This window comes from Trinickia dabaoshanensis, assembly GCF_002879885.1.
GTDB classification, from domain to species: domain Bacteria; phylum Pseudomonadota; class Gammaproteobacteria; order Burkholderiales; family Burkholderiaceae; genus Trinickia; species Trinickia dabaoshanensis.
The window spans coordinates 167,325-188,007 of record NZ_PNYA01000005.1 but is presented as its reverse complement, the minus strand read 5'-3'; the positions used below and the strand labels follow the sequence as shown (position 1 = coordinate 188,007).

At 62.8% G+C, this 20,683-nt stretch carries 15 protein-coding genes; 12 read left to right on the top strand and 3 right to left on the bottom strand.

The features are described 5' to 3' along the window. Positions 1–14 precede the first annotated feature (14 nt). Positions 15–926 (bottom strand): ABC transporter substrate-binding protein, encoded by a 912-nt coding sequence (locus C0Z18_RS07355; RefSeq protein WP_233217232.1) that lies wholly within the window; start codon positions 924–926, stop codon positions 15–17. A gap of 417 nt (positions 927–1,343) precedes the next feature. Here C0Z18_RS07355 and C0Z18_RS07350 point away from each other — a divergent pair, with 417 nt between their 5' ends. Continuing rightward, entirely contained in the window at positions 1,344–3,089 is a 1,746-nt protein-coding gene (locus C0Z18_RS07350) for an IlvD/Edd family dehydratase (RefSeq protein WP_102644727.1), read from the top strand. A 91-nt stretch (positions 3,090–3,180) separates the two neighbouring features. Here C0Z18_RS07350 and C0Z18_RS07345 read toward each other — a convergent pair whose 3' ends face one another. Further along, a complete protein-coding gene (locus C0Z18_RS07345) occupies positions 3,181–3,909 on the bottom strand; it encodes a FadR/GntR family transcriptional regulator (RefSeq protein WP_102644726.1) in 729 nt (242 codons plus the stop codon). A 288-nt stretch (positions 3,910–4,197) separates the two neighbouring features. On the opposite strand from C0Z18_RS07345, the gene C0Z18_RS07340 reads away from it, so the two are divergent. The 5 genes from C0Z18_RS07340 (at position 4,198) to C0Z18_RS07320 (ending at position 10,035) form a co-directional block, all read left to right on the top strand. Continuing rightward, a complete protein-coding gene (locus C0Z18_RS07340; protein WP_102644725.1) occupies positions 4,198–5,358 on the top strand; it encodes an iron-containing alcohol dehydrogenase in 1,161 nt (386 codons plus the stop codon). A gap of 218 nt (positions 5,359–5,576) precedes the next feature. Next, entirely contained in the window at positions 5,577–5,852 is a 276-nt protein-coding gene (locus C0Z18_RS07335) for a hypothetical protein (protein ID WP_146013962.1), read from the top strand. A 12-nt stretch (positions 5,853–5,864) separates the two neighbouring features. Continuing rightward, the gene (locus tag C0Z18_RS07330) at positions 5,865–7,508 is read left to right on the top strand and encodes a DUF2334 domain-containing protein (protein ID WP_102644723.1); all 1,644 of its coding nucleotides are present in this window, start codon (positions 5,865–5,867) and stop codon (positions 7,506–7,508) included. A gap of 176 nt (positions 7,509–7,684) precedes the next feature. Then, a complete protein-coding gene (locus tag C0Z18_RS07325) occupies positions 7,685–9,409 on the top strand; it encodes a phospholipase D-like domain-containing protein (RefSeq protein ID WP_102644722.1) in 1,725 nt (574 codons plus the stop codon). A 56-nt stretch (positions 9,410–9,465) separates the two neighbouring features. Beyond that, entirely contained in the window at positions 9,466–10,035 is a 570-nt protein-coding gene (locus C0Z18_RS07320) for a hypothetical protein (protein WP_102644721.1), read from the top strand. Between the two features lie 30 nt (positions 10,036–10,065). On the opposite strand, the gene murI is transcribed toward C0Z18_RS07320, so the two are convergent. Beyond that, the gene (gene murI, locus C0Z18_RS07315; RefSeq protein WP_102644720.1) at positions 10,066–10,917 is read right to left on the bottom strand and encodes a glutamate racemase; all 852 of its coding nucleotides are present in this window, start codon (positions 10,915–10,917) and stop codon (positions 10,066–10,068) included. A gap of 230 nt (positions 10,918–11,147) precedes the next feature. Here murI and C0Z18_RS07310 point away from each other — a divergent pair, with 230 nt between their 5' ends. From C0Z18_RS07310 to C0Z18_RS07285, 6 genes are all read left to right on the top strand, one after another. After that, a complete protein-coding gene (locus tag C0Z18_RS07310) occupies positions 11,148–12,302 on the top strand; it encodes an alpha/beta fold hydrolase (protein WP_102644719.1) in 1,155 nt (384 codons plus the stop codon). 126 nt (positions 12,303–12,428) lie between these two features. Next, a complete protein-coding gene (gene gspI / locus C0Z18_RS07305) occupies positions 12,429–12,866 on the top strand; it encodes a type II secretion system minor pseudopilin GspI (RefSeq protein WP_102644826.1) in 438 nt (145 codons plus the stop codon). Then, positions 12,850–13,512, top strand: coding sequence for a PulJ/GspJ family protein (locus C0Z18_RS07300; protein WP_102644718.1), 663 nt, complete (start codon positions 12,850–12,852; stop codon positions 13,510–13,512). The genes gspI and C0Z18_RS07300 overlap by 17 nt, the downstream gene beginning before the upstream one ends. Positions 13,513–13,717: 205 nt before the next feature. Then, positions 13,718–15,940, top strand: a complete 2,223-nt coding sequence (locus C0Z18_RS07295) for a tetratricopeptide repeat protein (protein WP_102644825.1) — start codon at positions 13,718–13,720, stop codon at positions 15,938–15,940. 65 nt (positions 15,941–16,005) lie between these two features. Beyond that, complete coding sequence (locus C0Z18_RS07290) at positions 16,006–18,240, top strand: tetratricopeptide repeat protein (RefSeq protein ID WP_233217223.1); 2,235 nt, start codon at positions 16,006–16,008, stop codon at positions 18,238–18,240. Then, complete coding sequence (locus tag C0Z18_RS07285; RefSeq protein WP_102644716.1) at positions 18,237–20,498, top strand: tetratricopeptide repeat protein; 2,262 nt, start codon at positions 18,237–18,239, stop codon at positions 20,496–20,498. Before C0Z18_RS07290 ends, C0Z18_RS07285 begins: the two co-directional genes overlap by 4 nt. The last annotated feature ends 185 nt before the right edge of the window (positions 20,499–20,683 follow it).

Genomic DNA, 20,683 nt, shown 5'->3' with positions numbered 1-20,683 from the left:
CGGTCGGCTCGGGATCAGTACTTACGCGTCGGCAGCACTTGCGCCGCCACGTTTTCGGGGAACACCGTCTCTTTCGTGACGATACGCTTGGGCAGCGTCTTGCCGGCGACGACGTCCTTGACGGCGCTCATCAACTGCGGCCCCAGCAGCGGGCTGCATTCCACGTCGACGTTGATCTTGCCGGCGATCATCGCTTGGAAGCCGCCCTTCGTCGCATCGAACGAGACGACCTTGACGTCGGTGCCCGGCTTCATGCCCGCTTCTTCCATCGCCTGAATCGCGCCGAGCGCCATGTCGTCGTTATGCGCGTAGACGACGTTGATTTGCTTGCCGTACGTCTTCGCGAACGCTTCCATCACTTGCTTGCCGCCGGCGAGCGTGAAGTCGCCGCTTTGCGATGCGATGATCTTGAACTTCGGATCGTTCTTGATGATTTCCATCAGGCCCGCGTGGCGGTCGTTCGCCGGAGCGGAGCCCACCGTGCCCTGCAGTTCGGCGATGTTGATCGGGCCCGCATTGTTCTTGTACTCCTCTTCGAGCCAGCGGCCCGCGCGGCGGCCTTCTTCCAGGAAGTCGGAGCCGATCATCGTCACGTAGAGCGACTTATCCTTCACGTCGATGTTGCGGTCAGTCAGGATCACGGGAATCCCGGCCTTCTTCGCTTCGGTCAACACCGGCTCCCAGCCCGACTCGACGACGGGCGAGAACGCGATCACGTTCACCTTTTGCGCGATATAGGAGCGGATCGCCCGGATCTGATTCTCTTGCTTTTGCTGCGCATCGGAGAACTTCAGGTTGATGCCGGCGTCCTTCGCCGCCTCCTTCACCGATACCGTATTCGCGGTACGCCAAGCACTTTCCGCGCCGACTTGCGCGAAGCCGAGCGTAATCTTGCCTTGAGCGTGGCTCTCCGCGACGACCGACATGGCCAGTGTCAATCCGAAAAATGCATTCAGCGCCAACCGTACCGTACGTCCCATGCTTGTCTCCATTTGTCTTTGGTGCGTGCTTGGTTTTGCTACTTAGAACGAACTACGTTGTTACGGCTGCGCGCCGGGTCGTCTCGATGCCCACGTCGAGCGCGCTCACTTCTAAATAGCCAAACTATAGGCATCTGCGACAACGACGACGATTAGCGTTTTCCCCAGCTACTTCGTTCAAATAGTCATGCTATTTCTATCGGCAATCTGGCGCAAAGCGGCCGGAAAGGCGTAAGATTGTGCCAATATATGGGAAATCGCCGCGATCGAAAGGATGGTTAAAGTCATCCTCGTCCGATCGACGGCCTAGTTGCCGGCGACTTCAATCGTTTTACTATATCTGCCCAAAGCAGGCATCGAGCAATGACAGACAAACCCGTTAAGCTTCGCTCCGCCCAATGGTTCGGTACAGCCGACAAGAACGGCTTCATGTATCGCAGTTGGATGAAGAACCAAGGCATCCCCGATCACGAGTTCGAAGGCAAGCCGATCATCGGCATCTGCAACACGTGGTCGGAGCTGACGCCCTGCAATGCTCACTTCCGCAAGTTGGCCGAGCACGTCAAACGCGGCGTGTTCGAGGCGGGCGGGTTCCCCGTCGAGTTTCCCGTGTTCTCGAACGGCGAATCGAATCTGCGGCCGACCGCGATGTTCACGCGCAACTTGGCGAGCATGGACGTGGAAGAGTCCATCCGCGGCAACCCCATCGATGCGGTGGTGCTGCTCGCCGGATGCGACAAGACTACGCCGGCATTGCTGATGGGGGCCGCGAGCTGCGACGTACCCGCCATCGTCGTCAGCGGCGGCCCGATGCTCAACGGTAAGCACGAGGGGCGCGACATCGGTTCGGGTACGGTCGTTTGGAAGCTGAGCGAGCAGGTCAAGGCGGGACACATCACGCTGCATCAATTCATGGCGGCCGAGGCGGGCATGTCGCGCTCCGCCGGCACATGCAACACGATGGGCACGGCTTCGACGATGGCGTGCATGGCCGAAGCACTGGGTGTGACGCTTCCGCACAACGCGGCGATTCCGGCCGTCGATTCGCGGCGCTACGTGCTCGCGCATTTGTCGGGCATGCGCATCGTCGAAATGGCGTTGCAAGACCTGCGTTTGTCGAAGCTGCTGACGCGTGAAGCCTTCGAGAACGCGATTCGTGCGAATGCGGCGATCGGCGGCTCCACGAACGCGGCGATTCACTTGAAGGCGATCGCTGGGCGCATCGGCGTCTCGCTCGAACTCGACGATTGGACGCGCGTGGGCCGCGGCACGCCGACGCTCGTGGATCTTCAGCCGTCGGGCCGCTTCCTGATGGAAGAGTTCTATTACGCGGGCGGGTTGCCTGCCGTGTTGCGCCGTTTGGGCGAGGCGGGTCTCCTGCCGCATCCCGATGCATTGACGGCCAATGGGCATTCGCTTTGGGAGAACTGCAAGGAAGCGCCGATCTATAACGACGAGGTGATTCGTCCGCTCGAGAAACCGCTCGTTCCGGATGGCGGCTTGTGTGTATTGCGCGGCAATCTCGCGCCGCGCGGCGCGGTGCTCAAGCCGTCGGCCGCAACCGCTTCGCTGCTCAAGCATCGGGGCCGCGCGGTGGTGTTCGAGAACTTCGACGACTACAAGGCACGCATCGGCGATCCGGAACTCGACGTCACGGCCGATTCGATTCTCGTCATGAAAAATTGCGGGCCGAAGGGCTATCCGGGCATGGCCGAGGTCGGCAACATGGGCTTGCCGCCGAAGCTGCTCGCGCAAGGCGTGACCGACATGGTTCGCATCTCCGATGCACGCATGAGCGGAACGGCATACGGCACCGTGGTGCTTCACGTCGCGCCCGAAGCGCGCGCGGGCGGCCCGCTAGCCGTCGTACGTAACGGCGATTGGATCGAGCTCGATTGCGAAGCGGGGCGGCTGAATTTGGAGGTGGACGAAGAGGAACTCGCGCGGCGTCTTGCCGATTGGCGCGAGATGCACGCGCGGCCCAACCCGGCGGATATCAGCGGCTATCGCAACTTGTACATCGACCACGTCTTGCAGGCCGACGAGGGATGCGATTTCGATTTCCTGGTCGGATGCCGCGGGGCGGAAGTGCCGCCGCATTCGCATTGAGGGAAATGCTTTGAGGTGCGCGGCGCTTGCGCGCCGTGCGCATCGAATCACCTCGCCCGCTAACGATTAGCGAGCGAGGTCAACCGTCGGATCAACGATCGGTGCGCCCGCCGATGACGAGAATCGTCTCGGCATCGGCTTTCGCATTTTCCAACTGGACGAGGCTAGCTTGGCGCGCGCCGAGCGGATCGCGGTGCTCGATTGCCGTCAAGATGGCCTTGTGCCGCGGCAGCGAGAGCGCATGCGTATCGGGGTGACGGCTCGTCAGCTTGATCGATTCGCTCAACGCCATCGACATCATGTTGCCGATGAATGCGAGCATGTCGTTGTGCGTCGCGGCCATCACCGCCCGGTGAAACTCGAGATCGGGCTCCAGCAGCGCATCCGATGTTTGCGCGCCTTCCATCGATTCATAAGCCCGACGAATACGAGTGACGTCCTCTTCGGTGGCGTTCGTCGCGGCCAGGGCCGCGGCCGCCGGCTCGATAATGCGGCGTACCGTTAGCAACGAACGGAAGAATTCGCCTTCGGGCGTCACGCTGATCGTCCAGAACAGCACGTCGGGGTCCAGCATGTGCCATTCTTCGCGCGGCCGCACGACGCTGCCCACGCGGGGCTTCGAGACGACGAGCCCTTTAGCGACGAGCACGCGCGTGGCCTCGCGCAATACGGGCCGGCTTACGCCGTAAGATTCGCAAAGCGTGGGTTCGGGCGGCAGCCTGTCGCCGGGTGCGAACTTGCCGCTGACGATCTCGGTGCCGAGTTCCTGCACGATCCGCGCGTGCATGCTCTTGCGGTTCTTGAGATGTCGATAGTCCATAGGGTGGGGATGATGTCGGCTTCGCGCCGGTCCTGGCCGTGAAGTGTCCGCCAGCATAGCACACGGGGTGGGCTGCTTACGACCGGAAATAACCCTCGTATTCGCCTCGAATGCGGGACGTCGAACGCATTTCCGATTTGCATCGGCGATTTGTTTGGCACTCCTATCCGTTACACCCGCCGTTGCACCCGCCGGGCATACAATGCCTCGCTGAATCGACGCGTAGGCGCGACGGCATGTCGCCCGCCAGCCCGAGACGAAAACCGATCTTTCGAACGGAGACGATCCATGGCCGAGTCATTTCGCTTTCAAACCGTACCGACGCTCGTCGTGGAGTTCGGCGCCGCGCGCCGACTAGGTGTTTTATTGCGCGAGCGCTATCCGACACTCGCGCGGCTGTGTCTCGTGACCGATGGGTTCCTGCATCGCAGCGGGCTCATCGCGCCGGCCCTCGCCGATTTGTCGGCGAACGGTTGGCAGGTGACGGTGCTGGATCACGTGGTGGCGGACCCGCCCGAGCATGTCGTGCTCGAGGCGGTAGACGCGGCACGCGATGCACGGGCGCAACTCGTGGTCGGACTCGGCGGCGGGTCGTCGATGGACGTGGCCAAGCTGCTCGCCGTATTGCTCGAATCGGGGCAAACGATCGGCGACATGTATGGCGTGAATCGCGTTGAAGGCACGCGCGTGCCCCTCGTGCAGATTCCCACGACGGCGGGTACCGGTTCCGAGGTCACGGCCGTATCGATCGTCACCGTCGGCGAGGCGACGAAGATGGGCGTCGTGGCGCCGCAACTGATCGCCGACCTTGCGATTTTGGATGCGGAACTGACGCTCGGCCTTCCGCCGGCGGTCACGGCCGCCACCGGAATCGATGCAATGGTGCACGCGATCGAAGCGTACACGTCGGCTCGCTTGAAGAACCCGATTTCCGACATGCTGGCCGTGCGCGCATTGCAATTGCTATCGGAGCATCTGCTGCGCGCATGCCGCGACGGCAACGATCGCGCGGCGCGCGAAGCGATGCTGTTGGGCGCGACGTTCGCAGGACAAGCATTCGCGAATGCGCCGGTGGCGGCCGTGCACGCGCTCGCCTATCCGATCGGCGGCATTTACCACGTGCCGCACGGGCTCTCGAACGCGCTCGTGTTGCCGCATGTGCTGAAATTCAACGCGCCCGCGGCGGCGCCGCTTTATGCGCAATTGGCCGCGGCGATTTTGCCCGATGCGGCGGGCACGTCCGAAGAAAAGACCGGCGCATTGATCGAGCATATCGAGTATTTGATCGCCGAGACACGGATTGCCTCGACCTTGCGCGAAGTCGGGATCGAGCGCGACGGCCTGGAGCGCATGGCCAAAGACGCGATGCTTCAGCAGAGGCTGCTGATCAACAACCCGAGGCCCGTGACCGAGGCGGACGCATTGGCCATCTATCGCGCCGCCTATTAACGTCAACTTTAGCGGTAACGCTTTTTTTCTTCGATCGGTGCGCGTCTCCGGCGCTCTGTGCTTGCGCGCACATTAAGTTTCGCGCGCAAGCATTACGATCTGCTTACGTCGCGCAATCCCCCATTGCGTGTGCGTCCCCTGGTTCGATGTACGAGCGCGCGCGAGAGGCGTGCGGACTCGACGCGTGCCTACGATCGTCCCACCCATCGGAGCCTTTCGTGAAACTCAGTCAACTCGCTACCCATGCGATATCGGCCATGTGCGTCGTGGCCTCGACCGTTGGCGTTCAAGCGGCCGAGGCAACGAGTTCGAGTCCCCCAACCGTCACCGCGCGTCGCCATGTGAAGCCTCCGGCGAGGCCCACCGTGGTGACGGAGATTCAGCCCGGCATCCCCGACGAGACCCGGAACACGACCGAGCAAGGCAAGGGTCGAGCCCGAGGCTTCGACACGCGCCGCCACCGTTTGCCGAGCGGCGACTATATCCGGAACTGATGGGAGGCCGTCATGAAACGATTTCTACTCGCATGGGTGTTGGCGATCGGTTTGGTGACGTCGCCGTGGTCCAGTACCGCGTTCGCGCAGTCGACGACGGCAAAAGTACTCGTGCTCTACGATGCGCCGCCGAACGATCCTTATACGAAGCTCGGCTTTGCCTATGCCATCATGCTGCGCAACTTGCTGGGTCATTTCAATTCGGATGTGACGCTTGCGCCCGTATCGAGCTATACGGCCGGCAGCGTCGAAAACTATCAGGCCGCGTTTTATCTCGGCAGCTATTACGACAATCCGATTCCTTCGGCTTTCCTTGCCGACGTTGCTAAAACGAGCAAGACCGTTGTCTGGTTCAAGTACAACTTATGGCAGCTTGCTTGGGATGCCAGCTACGGATTCACCGCGCGCTCTGGACTCACCTTTTCGAGCTTGCGCGGGCTATCGGCCGCGCCCTCCAGTTCGAACCCCGCACCGGATTTCTTCGATACGGTCACGTACAAGAACATGAGCATGGTCAAGTATTACGCCTATAACGCGAGTACCGGCGTCGTCAGCGCCGATCCCGATATCGGCGTGACGGCGGTGGCCGATTCGACCAAGGCGAGCGCGCTCGTGACGATCAAGGACAGCAAGACGGGCGAGCAGGCGCCGTATGTCGTGCGCGCCGGCAACTTCTGGTATTTCGCCGATCTGCCGTTGTCGTATATCGGTCCGCGCGACCGCTACCTCGTGCTCTGCGATTTGCTGCACGACATCCTCGGCACGAATCAACCGGTGCTGCATCGCGCGCTCGTGCGGCTCGAGGACGTTAATGCGCTGACGACGACGAGTTCGATGAATACGCTCACCGACTACCTCTACAGCGTGCACATTCCGTTCTCGATCGCAACGATCCCGCTCTACGAGGACCCGCTTGGCGCATATAACGGCGGTGTCGCGCTGACGATCCATCTGAACCAAGCTACCGGATTGAAGCAATCGTTGAACTATGCGCTGGCTCGCGGTGGAAAAATCGTCATGCACGGCTATACGCATCAGTACGATTCCACGCCGAACATAGACAATGCGGTCAGCGGCAACGACTACGAGTTTTGGCTCGCCACGCAAAACCGGCCCGTCGACGAGGATTCGCAGCAGTGGGCCAGCAATCGTTTGAGTGCGGGACTGCAGGAATTTTCGTCAAACGGTTATACGCCGTTCGCGTGGGAGGCGCCGCACTATCAATCGTCGCCGCTCGCGATGAAGGCGGTACCGCCGCTGTTCAAGAACACCTATCAGCGCGCGGTCTACTACACGTCCGACACCCCCGACTTGAATTCGGGCGCGCCCAACCACGACTACTCGGTCGGGCAATTTTTCCCGTACATCATCAATAGCGACTACTACGGGCAGCGCATCATTCCGGAGAACCTAGGCAATATCGAGTACAACATTTGCTCGATCGATCCATTCTCTTGCCTGACTTACACGTGGAACGATCTGTATACGAACGCGCAGTACGCGCTCGTCGTTCGCGATGGCTTCGCGTCGTTCTTCTTCCATCCGTTCTGGCTCGAACCCGATCTGAAAACACCGGGGCTCCAGGATTTCAAGAGTTTGGTGCAAGGCATCAGCGCGCTAGGGTACACATGGGTCGCGGCCGATACCGCGCAATGAGCGACTGAAAAAGCAGCAACGATGCGGCGATACCGGTTTCGGCCGGTATCGCCTTTTTTATATCTGTTATCAAAGGTTCACGCTCGCCGCCATCGAGTTGATCTATCCTCGCTTCACCGAGTCCGTGCACGGACGTTGCATTCGGTTTGTCGATCGATAAAACGAGCGAGGGCGCAATGAGCAACGTTTTCAGCGCGACGGCTTCGTCGCGCGGCTTTACCGTCAAAGCCTATTCGGGCGACTGCTGCGCGATGCTCGCTTTCGATTTGGCGGATCACCTCACCGATCGGCTCGCGGGTTTCGCGATCCGGCGAAAGCGCGCCGATGGCGGAGCATGGACCTGGCTCGGCAATCGCCTGTCGTTCGAGGGCGATTACACGCACGGAACCGGGAAGTTCTTCCCGTCCGACACCGCGCCGTTCCAAAAATTTTGGTGGCTCGATTTTCCCGGCAGCCAAGCGCAGGGTGCGCTCTGCTACGAAGTGGTGGTCAAGCGCTTCGTGCAAGGCAAGCCGCATGAGCTTGAAAACGATCAAACCGTGCAGGTCACGGTAGACGTGGGTCCATTCGTTGCGGGCGGGATCGAAATCGCGTTCACGCGCGGCTATCTCTCGTCGCAGGCTTACGCCGACGAGTTCGGCAATAAGTCTTACGAGCCCAGCGTCCCGGCCGGCCAATGGCATTTCGATTGGAAACCGTACGAAGCGCAATGGGCTTGGCTCGGTGGGCATGCGCGCACGGCGATCGAGCGTTTCCTGACGGAGTGCTATGAGGACCCACGCGCTACCGTCGATGCATTCGTCTATGACCTGAACGAACCCGCGATCATTACGGCATTGATCGACCTTGCGAGCATGGGCAAGCTTCGATTGCTGGCTGACGACGCGACGCTCCATGCATCGGGTACCGCCGCCGCTCAGGCGTTCGCGGATATTCAATCGGCCGCCACCGAGGCAACGCGTAGCGCTTTTAAGCGAGGCAAATTCAAGCGCTATCAGCATAACAAGGTGCTGATCAAACGCGTCGATGGCGTGGCGCAAAAGGTACTGACCGGATCGACGAATTATTCGATCACGGGGCTTTACGTGAATGCGAACCACGTGATCGTTTTCGACGACCCGGTGGTGGCCGGTCAATACGAGGCGGTGTTCGAGACGGCGATGAAGGACGAGTTGCGGGCGCCGGATTTCGAGAAGGAAGCCGTTTCGTTGCATGAATTTCCGATCGACCGGCCCGGCATGCCGCCCATCGTCGTTTCGTTCGCGCCGCACCGCGATCCGCAAGTGGGCTTGCAGCGCGTGTTGAAGGCGATCCAGGGGGCCGATAGTTCGGTGATTTTCGCGGTGATGGATTTGAATGGCTCGGGCCAGGTGCTAAAGGCACTGTCTGGGCTTCATGCCGACCGCAATGTGTTTTCGTACGGAATTTCCGATTCCGTCGAGCCGGCGGACGATACTATCGATGGCACCACGGTTTATACGCCTACGTCGAAAGGCGGCGAGCTCGTCTATTCCAAGGCGAACCCCGAAACGTTTCCGCCGCCGTTTTCGACGGAGCGGGAAGTGAAGGGCCCGGCGGCGCATATCGTCCATCACAAGTTCGTCGTCGTCGATTTCAACGGCACGAACCCGGTCGTCTTCGGCGGGTCGTCGAATCTCGCCGAAGGCGGCGAAAGCGCGAACGGCGACAACCTCGTGGCGATCTACGACCGTTCGATCGCCACCGCGTTCGCGATCGAGGGTATCCGGCTCGTCGATCATTACGCTTTTGCGGCCGCCTTGAAGAAGGCGGGAAGCAGCGGGCAACCGCTGCGTTTAAAAATCGACGAAGAAAAGTGGTGGGCGCGATACTACACGGCGGGCGACATCCGCGAAAAGGAGCGCAAGCTCTTCAGCCGATGAGCGGTGCAGCGGATCGCGCGCTCCCGATCGATTCATTGACGATAGAGGAAGGGGCCATGTCCACCACGAAAATCATGTTGATCCGCCATGCGGAGAAGCCCGTCGATGATGCGCAAGGCGTAGAGCCTGACGGCAAGGCCAATGCCGAGGACCTAATCGTACAAGGCTGGCAGCGCGCCGGTGCACTGATCGGTCTGTTCGATCCGCCCGCCGGTAAGGGGTGCCGCACGGGGCTGGCTACGCCGCAGCATCTATTCGCCGCCGGCGTCGGCAAGCACAGCGAGAGCTTGAGGCCCGAGCACACGATCGCTCCGCTTGCGGCCAAGCTTGGGATCGAAACCGATACGCGGTATCTGAAAGGAGACGAGGAGAAGCTGGCGAACGCGGCCATGACGGCGGGCGGCGTCGTGCTCGTTGCCTGGGAGCACCAGAACATTCCCAACATCGCGGCGGCGATTTTTCCGAATGGGCCCTATCCGCGTCATTGGCCCGAACATCGGTTCGATGTGGTGTGGGTCTTCGACCGTACGGACGGCGGTGCCGGATGGACGTTCTCGCAGGTGCCTCAATTGCTGCTGGCGAGCGATGAGCCAGGCGTCATCGCCGTCGAGGCGGGAGCACATTGAGCGGCGGGCCGTTCTTACCGGTTGGATGCGCTAGTGCTGCGGTTCGGTCAACGCGTGCGCGATCTCGACGTACGAGACCGGCCATGGTGCGCCGGTCGTCGTCGATAGTCCGGCAACCACGGCAAGCAGCGCCTCGCGCTGGCGAGCCGTGCCGGCCGTGGAAAAGAATTCGGTGCGCCCGCCGGAGCCAGGGTGGACCTGCGCGGCAAGCCCATGCTCGGCCAACAACGCATCCACTCGGCGCGCGACGGCCGTGCCGGTCTCGATCAGCGCGAAGCGCTCGCCGAACAGGCGGCGGATCGCCGGTGCCAGTAGCGCGAAATGCGTTGATCCGAGAATGACCGTATCGGCGCCGGCCTGCGCCATCGGCGTGAGATAGCGCGTGAGCAAATCGTCGATGACGGCACCGTTCAGATTGCCTTGTTCGATTTGCTCGACGAGCCCGTGTCCGGCCTGGCAAACGAAACGGCATCGCGTTTCGTGCTCGGCAATGAGCGTCTTGAGGCGGTCGCTGCGCAGCGTCGCCGCCGTGGCGAGTACGCCCACCACGCCGCTTGCGGTTGCAAGCGCGGCCGGCTTGATCCCGGGCTCTACCCCGACGATCGGAATCGACAGCGTATCGCGTAGATAGCGGATCGCGTGGGTCGTCGCGGTATTGCACGCGACGACGATGATCTTCGCGCCGCGCGCGACGAACCAATCGGCGATGGCCTTGCTGCGCTGACGGATGAACGCGTCGGTCTTTTCGCCGTAGGGCGCGTGGCCGGAATCGGCGATATAGACCATCGATTCACTCGGCAACCTCGCGCGCATCGCATCGAGGACGGAAAGGCCGCCAAGCCCGGAGTCGAAAACGCCGATCGGCGCATCGTGGGTCGTCATGTGCGTTCCAAGGAAAGAAGCGCGCGTCGAGGCTAGCGCGCCGGCAGCAATGATACACAGAAGCGGCCGGAATCGAGCGCTGGGCCAGTCGATGAACGATTCGATCGTTTCATGATCGACTGACGCTCATGAACGGGGGATTATCGACTCCCGCATGCATCCTTAACATGGGTGCCAATCCGGTAGCGGCAACAGGCTGCCGACCGGCAACCTCATTGCGGAGTAGCGACATGAACATCGAATCGAACGGCGTGCGAATTCACGTGCGCGATACGGGCGACGGCGAACCGGCACTCGTTTTTTTGCACTATTGGGGCGGTTCTTCGCGCACTTGGCGGCTTGTGATCGACGAACTATCGAGCCGCTACCGAGCCGTTGCCTATGACCACCGCGGGTGGGGAGAATCGCAGGCCCCGGCGCAGGGCTACGCGATCGGCGATCTGGCCGACGACGCGCAAGCCGTCATCGCCGCGCTCGGCTTGTCGCGCTATGTCCTCGTCGGCCACTCGATGGGCGGCAAGGTGGCGCAATGCGTCGCCGCGCGCCGGCCACAGGGCCTAGCGGGCGTCGTGCTGGTCGCGCCTTCTCCGCCATTGCCGATGGCCATCGGCAACGACCAGCGCGCCGCCATGGCGCACGCCTACGATTCCCGGGAATCCATCGAAGCCGTCCTCGACAACGTGCTGACCGCCGGGCCCCTCGCTTCGGCGTTACGCGAACAGGTTATCCAAGACAGTCTGCGCGGCGCGCCCCAGGCGAAGGCGGCATGGCCGCAGTCCGCGATGCGCGAGGACATTTCCGAGTCCGTCAAGAACATCGATGTGCCGGTGCTCGTGATCGCAGGGGAGCACGACCGTGTCGATACCCCCGATACGCTGCGCAGCGCGCTGCTGCCTTACCTTGCACACGGCCAAATGCAAGTGTTGCCCGGAGTGGGCCACCTCTCGCCGCTCGAGGCGCCGTCCGCCCTGGCGTCGTCGATCGATCGCTTCGTGCAAGCACTGGCGGCCGGCGAAACGACACCCGTTGCCGTGCCGGCCGCATTCGATGCCGCGTTCAATGCGGGCGACCTCGACGGCGTGCTCTCGTTGTTCGCCGACGGAGCGACGATGCGCATGACGGACGGCGAGATCGTGGCTGGAGACGCCGACGCCTTGCGCGATCGCTTCCGCAAGCTGCTGTCGATGAAGCCGCATATCCGCAACACCGTCCGACGTTCGGTCGTGAGCGGCGATATCGCTCTGGTCGTGATGGATTGGGTGCTATCGCTGACGCTGCCCGATGGCGGACGTGCAACGGAAACAGGCACGGCCACGCAAGTGATGCAGCGGCAAGCGAGCGGCGCGTGGCGGCTGAAGATATCGAATCCGTTGGGTATCGGCTGATTGCGCCTAATGCTGCGCACCATTCGTCACGCGTTTGCCATGGCCCGCCATTAGGGTGACGGCGATCGACCGATCGTCATCGGAAAGCGGGGAGGTGCCATGACAGTCGAAAGCCGTTTGACGCCGATGACCGCGAAGCCTCGGGCATCGTGGCCATGCCGCGCGCGAGGCCGTATTCCGTCGAACGGCACCGCGCGCGTACGCGGGTTCACGTTGATCGAAGTACTCGTCGCGCTCGCCATCGTCGCGATTGCACTCGGCGCCGTGCTTCGATCCGTGGGGGCGCTGGCGAACGACACCGAACTCGCGCGAGCGCGCTTGCTTGCCTTATGGAGCGCGGACAATGCGCTGAGCACGTTGCGTATTGCGTCGGCGTGGCCCGCGCTTGGCCGCAGCACGTTCGATTGCCCGCAGGGCGCCTATCGTTTCGTCTGCAGGCAGGCCGTCACCGCACTCGAAAGCCCCTTGGTTCGTCAAGTATCGGTGTCGGTTTATCCCTCGGCCTCGAGCCGCAGCGTGCTCGCCGAACTCGTGACGGTCGTTCAAGATGAAGCGAGACACTAACGCGCTCGGCCGTTCAGGCATGCCAGGGTTCACGCTGATCGAAATGCTCGTGGCGATCGCGTTGCTGGCCGTGATCGCGCTGCTTTCCTGGCGCGGCCTCGATTCCACGATCCGGGGCCGCGACGACATTACGCGAAATCTCAGCGAAACGCGGCTGCTCGGCCGATATTTCTCTCAACTGCAATACGACCTGTTGAACATCGTCTCGGCCGACGAGGTGTTCGGGCCGCCGCTTCGCATGCGGCCGAACGAATTGGTGCTGATCCGGCATCTTGGCGTCGACGCCGGACAGTCGGAGGTGCAAGTCGTTCGGTATACGCTCCAAGGGCATGCGCTCGAAAGAAGTGCGTCGCCGCCGATCGACTCGCTGATCGACCTGGAGCAAGCGCTTCACCATGTCAATGAATTCCCGGGGGTGGTGGCCAGCGATCGAGCCACCAGCATGCAGCTTTCCATTTGGATCGCGCCGAGTGGATGGACATCGAGCCAAGCGGCCGTCGAGGCGGCCTACGCGCAGTTTCTCGCGCAACACGGCATAGGCACCGTGACGGCGCGCGGCATGCCGCTGCCCCGCGGCATTCGTTTTTCGGTGAGCGTCGGTACCCCGCCCGTCGAGTTCGTCCGCACGATCCCGATCGGGCAATAGCGATTGGATTCGATGTTCGTACCGGTCGGTATAGAGACGGTGCGCGCGGAAGTCCTTGTCGTCATCCCCAAAATGATGCGTACCTTTCGTCATACATTTGTTATCGCGCACCCGTAGTCTCGCCCCGAGGGCCGATGCTACGGGCGATCGTTCGATTCCTACGCGGCGGATGCAGTCGGCCGAACACAATGAAGAAGAGGCGGACATGGACGTCGAATTCTCAGCCGACAAGCGAGCGGATACGCAAGTCTCCGAGCCGGAAGGCAAGCGCGCGCCCGGGGCCAAGCTGCTGCGCGCACGCGACTGGCACGCTGCGGGACGGCTCGATGAAGCCGAGCGCGAGTACGAAGCGGTATTGGTGCAGAGTCCGGACGACGCTCAAGCGATCCACCTGTATGGTGTTTTGCGCTACCAGAAGGGCGCTTTCGAGCATGCACAATCGCTGTTGCGCCGTGCCGTGCAATTGGCGCCATCGGCGCGTATTCACTCGGACCTTGGCGCGATGCTGTCGGATCACGGCCAAGGCGGCGAAGCGATCGAACAATTCGAAGCCGCGCTTCGGCTCGAGCCCGGCGATGTGCAAACGCTCGTGCGCCAGGGCAACACGTTCCTAGCGCTCAGACACTATGCGCGTGCGCTCGAATCGTTCGACCGGGTGCTCGCCGCCTCTCCGCTGGTCTTGGATGCGCTTTGCAATCGCGGCAGTGCGTTGCGTGCGCTCGGGCGGCATCGCGAGGCGCTCGATACGTACGATCGCGCACTCGTCGTCGATCCTCGTTCGTTCGAGTCGTGGTTCAACCGAGGTCTCGCCTTGCGCGAGCTGGATGAAGCGGCGCAAGCGTTGCACTCGTTCGATCGCGCGATCGCGATCCGTCCGGGCAATGCGGCCATGCATTCGGCGAGAGGACAAGCGCTGGTCGAACTCGGGCGCGAGGCCGAAGCGTTGGCTGCGTTCAACGAAGCGATCGCGATCGATCCCATGTTTGTCGAGGCGGTCTACCACAGCGCGGTGGTGCTGGAGCGCCTTGTCCGAAACGAAGAGGCGATGGCACGCTGCGAGCGCGTTCTATCGATCGATCCACGGCATGCGCGCGCGTTGGCGTGTCGCGGCAATGCGTTGCTGCACCTAAAGCGCTACGAGGCGGCGCTCGCGAGTTACGAGCAGGCGCTACGCATCGAACCGCGATCTGCCGAAGTGCTGTGCAACAAGGGGACCGCTCTACGGTTCGTCAAACGCTTCGAGGATTCGCTCGCGAGCTACGACGCGGCGCTCGCATTGAACGAATCGTTCGCTCAAGCGTGGATGAATCGCGGCAGCGTGCTTCAGAACCTCCATCGTTACGAACAGGCGCGCGCTTCGTTCGATCGCGCCATGCAGCTTCGGCCCGACCATGCGAGCACATGGTTCAATCGCGGCAATCTCCACTACGAGATGGGCAATCGTGGCGAAGCACTATCTGCCTACGATCGTGCGATTGCCCTCGATCCCGACTATGCCGAGGCGCATTTCGCGCGGGCATCGCTGTATCTCGCGCAGGGCGATTTCGCGCGCGGATGGCCGGAGTACGAATGGCGGCTACGCGACGCAACGCTTGCGCATCACTACCGCACGTTCGCACAGCCGCTGTGGCGCGGCGATGAAGCGCTGGCCGGCAAAACGATCCTATTGCATGCCGAGCAGGGTTTCGGCGATACGCTGCAATTCTGCCGATTCGCGCATGACGTGGCGGCCCTGGGGGCTCGCGTCCTGCTCGAAGTGCCCCCGGCGTTGCACGAACTCATGATTTCGCTAGATGGGCCGGCGCAGGTGCTCGCGCGCGGCGAGCCGTTGCCGCCGTTCGACTACCAATGTCCGCTATTGAGTTTGCCGTCTGCGTTACGGGTCGATCCGACGCGCGCAATGCCGCGCATTCCTTACTTGCATGCCGATCCGCGCCGCGTCGCTGAGTGGGCGCAAGTGCTTGGCGAGCCGCGGCGGTTGCGAATCGGCATAGCCTGGTCCGGCAACCCCGAACACCGCAATGATCACAACCGGTCGCTGTCGCTGCAGACCCTTTCCGCATTGTTCGATGTCGATGCCGAGTGGATCAGCTTGCAGAAGGCCGTGCGCGACGAAGACGAGGCGTGGCTCGAGCGCGCGCCGCTCAGGCGATTCGACGACGAACTCGTCGATTTCGCCGATACCGCGGCGTTGATGGCGTCGCTCGATCTCGTGATCGCGGTCGATACGGCCGTGGCTCACTTGGCGGGTGCGCTCGGCCGCGACCTTTGGATTTTGCTGTCCGATCCGCCCGAATGGCGCTGGATGCGCGGCCGCGAGGATACGCCTTGGTATCCGGGTGCGCGGTTGTTCATCCAGTGCTCGCCGGGCGATTGGACGAGTGTCGTCGAATCGGTAAAACAAGCGCTGGGCCGGTTGAACGCTTAGGCCGCGGCACTGCCGCTCTCTCGCGCGGCAACAGGGGCTGAACAATGACATCGAATGGGGCAGGGATGCCGCTTGTTGAAGAACAGGCGGTGGCGTCACGTGCTCGGGCGGTTGAGCGGCTCGATAGCGCGCAAATCGAACGCCTGTTGCAAACGGCGCGCAGGGCGCATCGCGAAGGCGCCCTTGCGCGGGCCGAGTCGGCTTACGAAGAGATATTGGCGCTCAATGCCGAGCATCCCGATGCGCTTCACATGCTCGGCGCGGTGCGCTTTCAGCAAGGGCGGCTGCATGAGGCCGAGGTGCTGATGCGCAGTTCGATCGAGTTGCGCTCCGATCCCTTGGCATTGGCCAATCATGCCGCAGTGCTGGCCGCGCTGAATCGTTCCGACGAGGCGCTGGCCAGGCTCGACGCCGCATTGGCAATCGATCCGCGGCATCAACGCTCCTGGTTGCAGCGGGCAGGACTTCAGGCCGCGCGGGGTTTGAGCGAGCAGGCATTGGCTTCCTACGATCGTCTTCTCGAGATCAATCCGCGCTTTGCCAACGGCTATGTCAAGCATAGCGAAACGCTGCGCAGCCTTGGACGGCCGGTCGAAGCATTGGCCTGTTGCGAGCGGGCCCTCGCATTGGACGGCCGCACCTTCGAGGCTTGCCGTGAGATCGGGCAGACGCTGCGCGCATTGGGCCGCTTTCGCGAAGCGCTCGACAGCTACGGACAAGCATTGGCCGCCATGCCGGGCAACGCCGAAGTGTTGTTTCTTAGAGGCGTTGCCTGGCTCGACCTAGGCGAACCCGCGGCCGCCCTGGCCGATTTCAACGAAGCGATCGCGGCCTATCCCGCGTTCGTCGATGCGCTCTTCAATAGCTCGATCGCACTCGAGAAGCTCGAACGCCACGAGGAAGCGATCGCGCGCTGCGATCGCGTGCTGGCGATCGATCCTACCCATGCCATGGCGTTGGCCAACCGCGGCAATGCCTCGCGGCATGCGGGGCGTAACCGCGAGGCGGTCGAACACTATGCGCGTTCGCTGGACGTTGCACCGAACGATCCGGGCGTGCTTTGCAACTATGCGAGCGCGCTCATCCGCACGGATCGGCACGTCGATGCGATCGAGGCTTGCGAACGGGCGCTCGCGGTGGTGCCCCGCTATACGCCCGCGTTGTTCACGCGAGGCAGAGCGCTGCTAGAGACGCACCGTTACGAGGCCGCGCTGGAGGACTTCACGCGCGTGTCCGAGGCTGAGCCGAGCGATAAGCTCGCGCATTTCCATCGAGGCAACGCGCTGCGTGCCTTGCGTGCCCACGACGAAGCGAAGGCAGCCTACGCGCGGGCGATCGAAATCGATCCGGACTACGTGCTCGCGCACTGTATGCGCGCCTTTTTGTGCCTCTCGCTCGGCGACTTCGAAGCCGGCTGGGCCGAGTACGAGTGGCGGTGGCGCGATGCGCAAATGGACCCGAGCCGCCGCGAGTTCGCGCAGCCTCGATGGAGCGCAAACATGCCGCTCGACGGCAAGACGATCTTGCTCTACGCGGAACAGGGGCTGGGCGATACGTTGCAGTTTTGCCGCTACGTGCCCCTCGTTAAGGCGCTTGGCGCGCGCGTCGTGCTCGAAGTATCCGACGCCTTGGTGCCGCTGCTTCGCACGCTCGACGGCGTGGACGCGCTCGTCGCTCGCGGCGCTCCGCTGCCGCCGTTCGATCTGCATTGCCCGCTGCTCAGCTTGCCGATGGAATTCCACACGGGTATGGGGACGATCCCCTCCAGCGTTCCGTACCTCCGGGCCGATACCGCGCGGATAGCGCAGTGGCAGCAGAGGTTGGGCGTTCGCGGCCGTCCGCGCATCGGGCTCGTTTGGTCGGGCAATCCGCAGCATTTGAACGACCGTAACCGATCGATGAGTTTGTCCGACCTGTTGCCGCTGCTCGATGACGGCTACGAATGGATCAGCCTTCAAAAGGTCGTGCGCGAGGAGGACGAACCGATCCTCGCCGCTAGCCCGATTCGTCAGTTTGGCGACGAGCTTGGGGACTTCGCCGATACGGCGGCGCTCACGGCTTCGATGGATTGCATCGTCAGCGTCGATACGTCGGTCGCGCATCTCGCCGGTGCGATTGGGCGGCCGCTGCTCGTCATGCTGCCGCATACGCCGGATTTCCGGTGGATGCTCGACAGAGACGATAGTCCTTGGTACCCGAGCGCGCGTTTGTGCAGGCAAGCCGTTGGCGGCGAATGGGGCGATGTGATCGAGCAAGTGCGGCTGGCGCTGCGACGGATTGCCGGGAGCGAACGCCAATGAGCGCGGCGCGTGGCAAGGTAGCCGCGACACCCGTGGCCCAGGGGCTCGGCGAGAGCGATTCGTGGATGCGGTCGGCCATCGGCGATTCGTTGCGCCGTGCGCGCGCGTTATTGGAAAAGGCGGATTTTGCCGGCGCGGGGCGGCTGTATGAGGGGGTGCTGTCGATGGCCCCCGACCATCCCGAGGCGCTGGCATTACTGGGCCTCGCGCAATTGCATGTGGGTCATGCCCCGCGCGCGGAGAAACTGATCGCCCGCTCGATCGCGCTTGGCGTGCGCCAGCCTTGGAACGTGAGTAATCATGGGGCGGCGCTCGTCGCGGCGGGCCGGTATGGCGAAGCGCTCTCCGTACTCGATCCGCTGTTGGGCGAAAAGAGCACCGATGCCGCCGCGCTCGCAGCACGCGCCGATGCCTTGCATGGGTTGGAACGATTCGACGATGCGCTCGCGGCATACGACCGCGCGTTGGCGCAAGCGCCCGGCGTGGCGAAGACATGGACGCGACGCGGGACGACGCTGGTGTCTTTGGGGCGACCGGCCGATGCGTTGATCAGCATCGAGCGCGCTTTGAGACTCGATCCTAACGCCGCCGTCGCGCATTTCGAACGCGGGCGTGCATTGCATGCGTTGGGTCGTTCGGAGGAGGCGTTGCGAAGCTATCAGCTCGCTATGGTAGTGACGGGGAAAACGCCGGCCGTGCTGCACGCATGCGGGACGTTGTTGACCGAGCTCGGGCGTCCGCAAGAAGCGCTGGCCTGCTTCGACGAGGCGCTTGTGTCTGCACCGCGCGACGACGTGTTGCTGTTTGCAAGCTGCGCCGCGCTCGATCTGCTGCATGCGCACGCCGAACTGCTGACGCGTTGCGATCGGCTGCTCGAACTGAATCGCAAGCACGCAGGTGCATGGCTCGGACGAGGCAATGCGTTATTGGGGCTCGGTTTTCATGGCGAAGCGGTGCAAGCGTATAGCGAGGCGCTTTCGCTTTCGCCCAATAACGTCGATGCGATCCGCAATCGGGCGGCGGCGTTGCGGCAGTGCGGCCGCCTCGCCGAGGCACTCGAGAGCTACGACCAAGCGCTCGCCCTGCGAAGCGACGATCCCGAGTTGCTGTTCAATCGAGGCGTCGTCTTGCAGCAACTCGGTCGTTTCGACGATGCGGACCATGCCTATCTGGCGGCGTCGGTTGCTCCCGCTGAATCGGCGCAAGCGTTGCATACGCAAGCGGTGGCGCTGCAACAGCGCGGCGAGCATGAAGCCGCGTTGCACCGCTATGCGCTCGCACGCGAGCGCTACCCGAACGATGGTTCGGTGCGTCGCTCCGAAGCGTTCTGCCGTTTGGTGATGGGCGACTTCGAGAAGGGATGGCAGCGGCACGAAGATCGTTGGATGGCGCCCGATCTGCACATGCGTCGACGTCATGCAAACCGGCCGTTGTGGCTTGGCGTAGAACCCATCGCGGGCAAGACGATCATGCTGCATGCCGAGCAGGGGTTCGGCGACACGATCCAGTTTTGCCGCTATGTGCCGCTCATGCTCGCGCGAGGCGCGACCGTCGTGATGGAGGTCCCGCGTCCGCTTGCTCCGCTGCTCGCTTGCTTGGAGGGCGTGAACCGAATCGTGGCCGAGGGCGAGGCAACGCCCGCCTTCGACGTGCAATGTCCGTTGATGAGCTTGCCATATGCCTTTCGGACGACGCTCGATACGATTCCCTCGGATGTGCCTTACCTACAGGCCGATGCGCGGCGGCGCGAAACTTGGGCGCAACGCATCGAACAAGCGTCGCCCGAGGGACGGCCACGGATCGGGCTTGCGTGGTCGGGCAATCCCCGCCACAACAACGACGAAAACCGCTCATTGAGTTTTGGGGTGCTTGCGCCGCTGTTGGCGCTCGATGCCACGTTCGTGCTGCTTCAGCCTCAAGTACGCCAATGCGACGAGCAAGCGGTTCGGGAGAGCGGCATCGTGTCGTTCGGCGGGCAGTTGGCCGATTTTGCCGATACCGCCGCGCTGACGGAGCAATTGGATCTGGTCATCTCGGTCGATACGTCCGTGGCGCATTTGGCCGGTGCGCTCGGACGCCCGACGTGGGTGTTGCTCCCGTTCGCCCCCGATTGGCGATGGCTGCTCGAACGCGACGATAGCCCTTGGTATCCCAGTGCGCGGTTGTTCCGGCAGCGGCGGGCGGGCGATTGGGCGCCGGTGATCGAGCGCGTTGCCGCGGCGCTGCATGCCGAGTTCGCGGCCGAGCGCTTCGCCTAAGCACGGCGCAGAAGGTGCGTACCTTTTCCCGCGGCACGAATGGTTCCTAACACTCGCCATATCGATGCCACGACCGGTTCGTATTTTCTATGGATTTCATTGGCCTCACGCGGCTTGGCGCTCGGCGCAGGCGCGTGTCGGCGCTGCCTTCGGCGGCGCTCGGCCGGGCCATCAATTTATTGGTA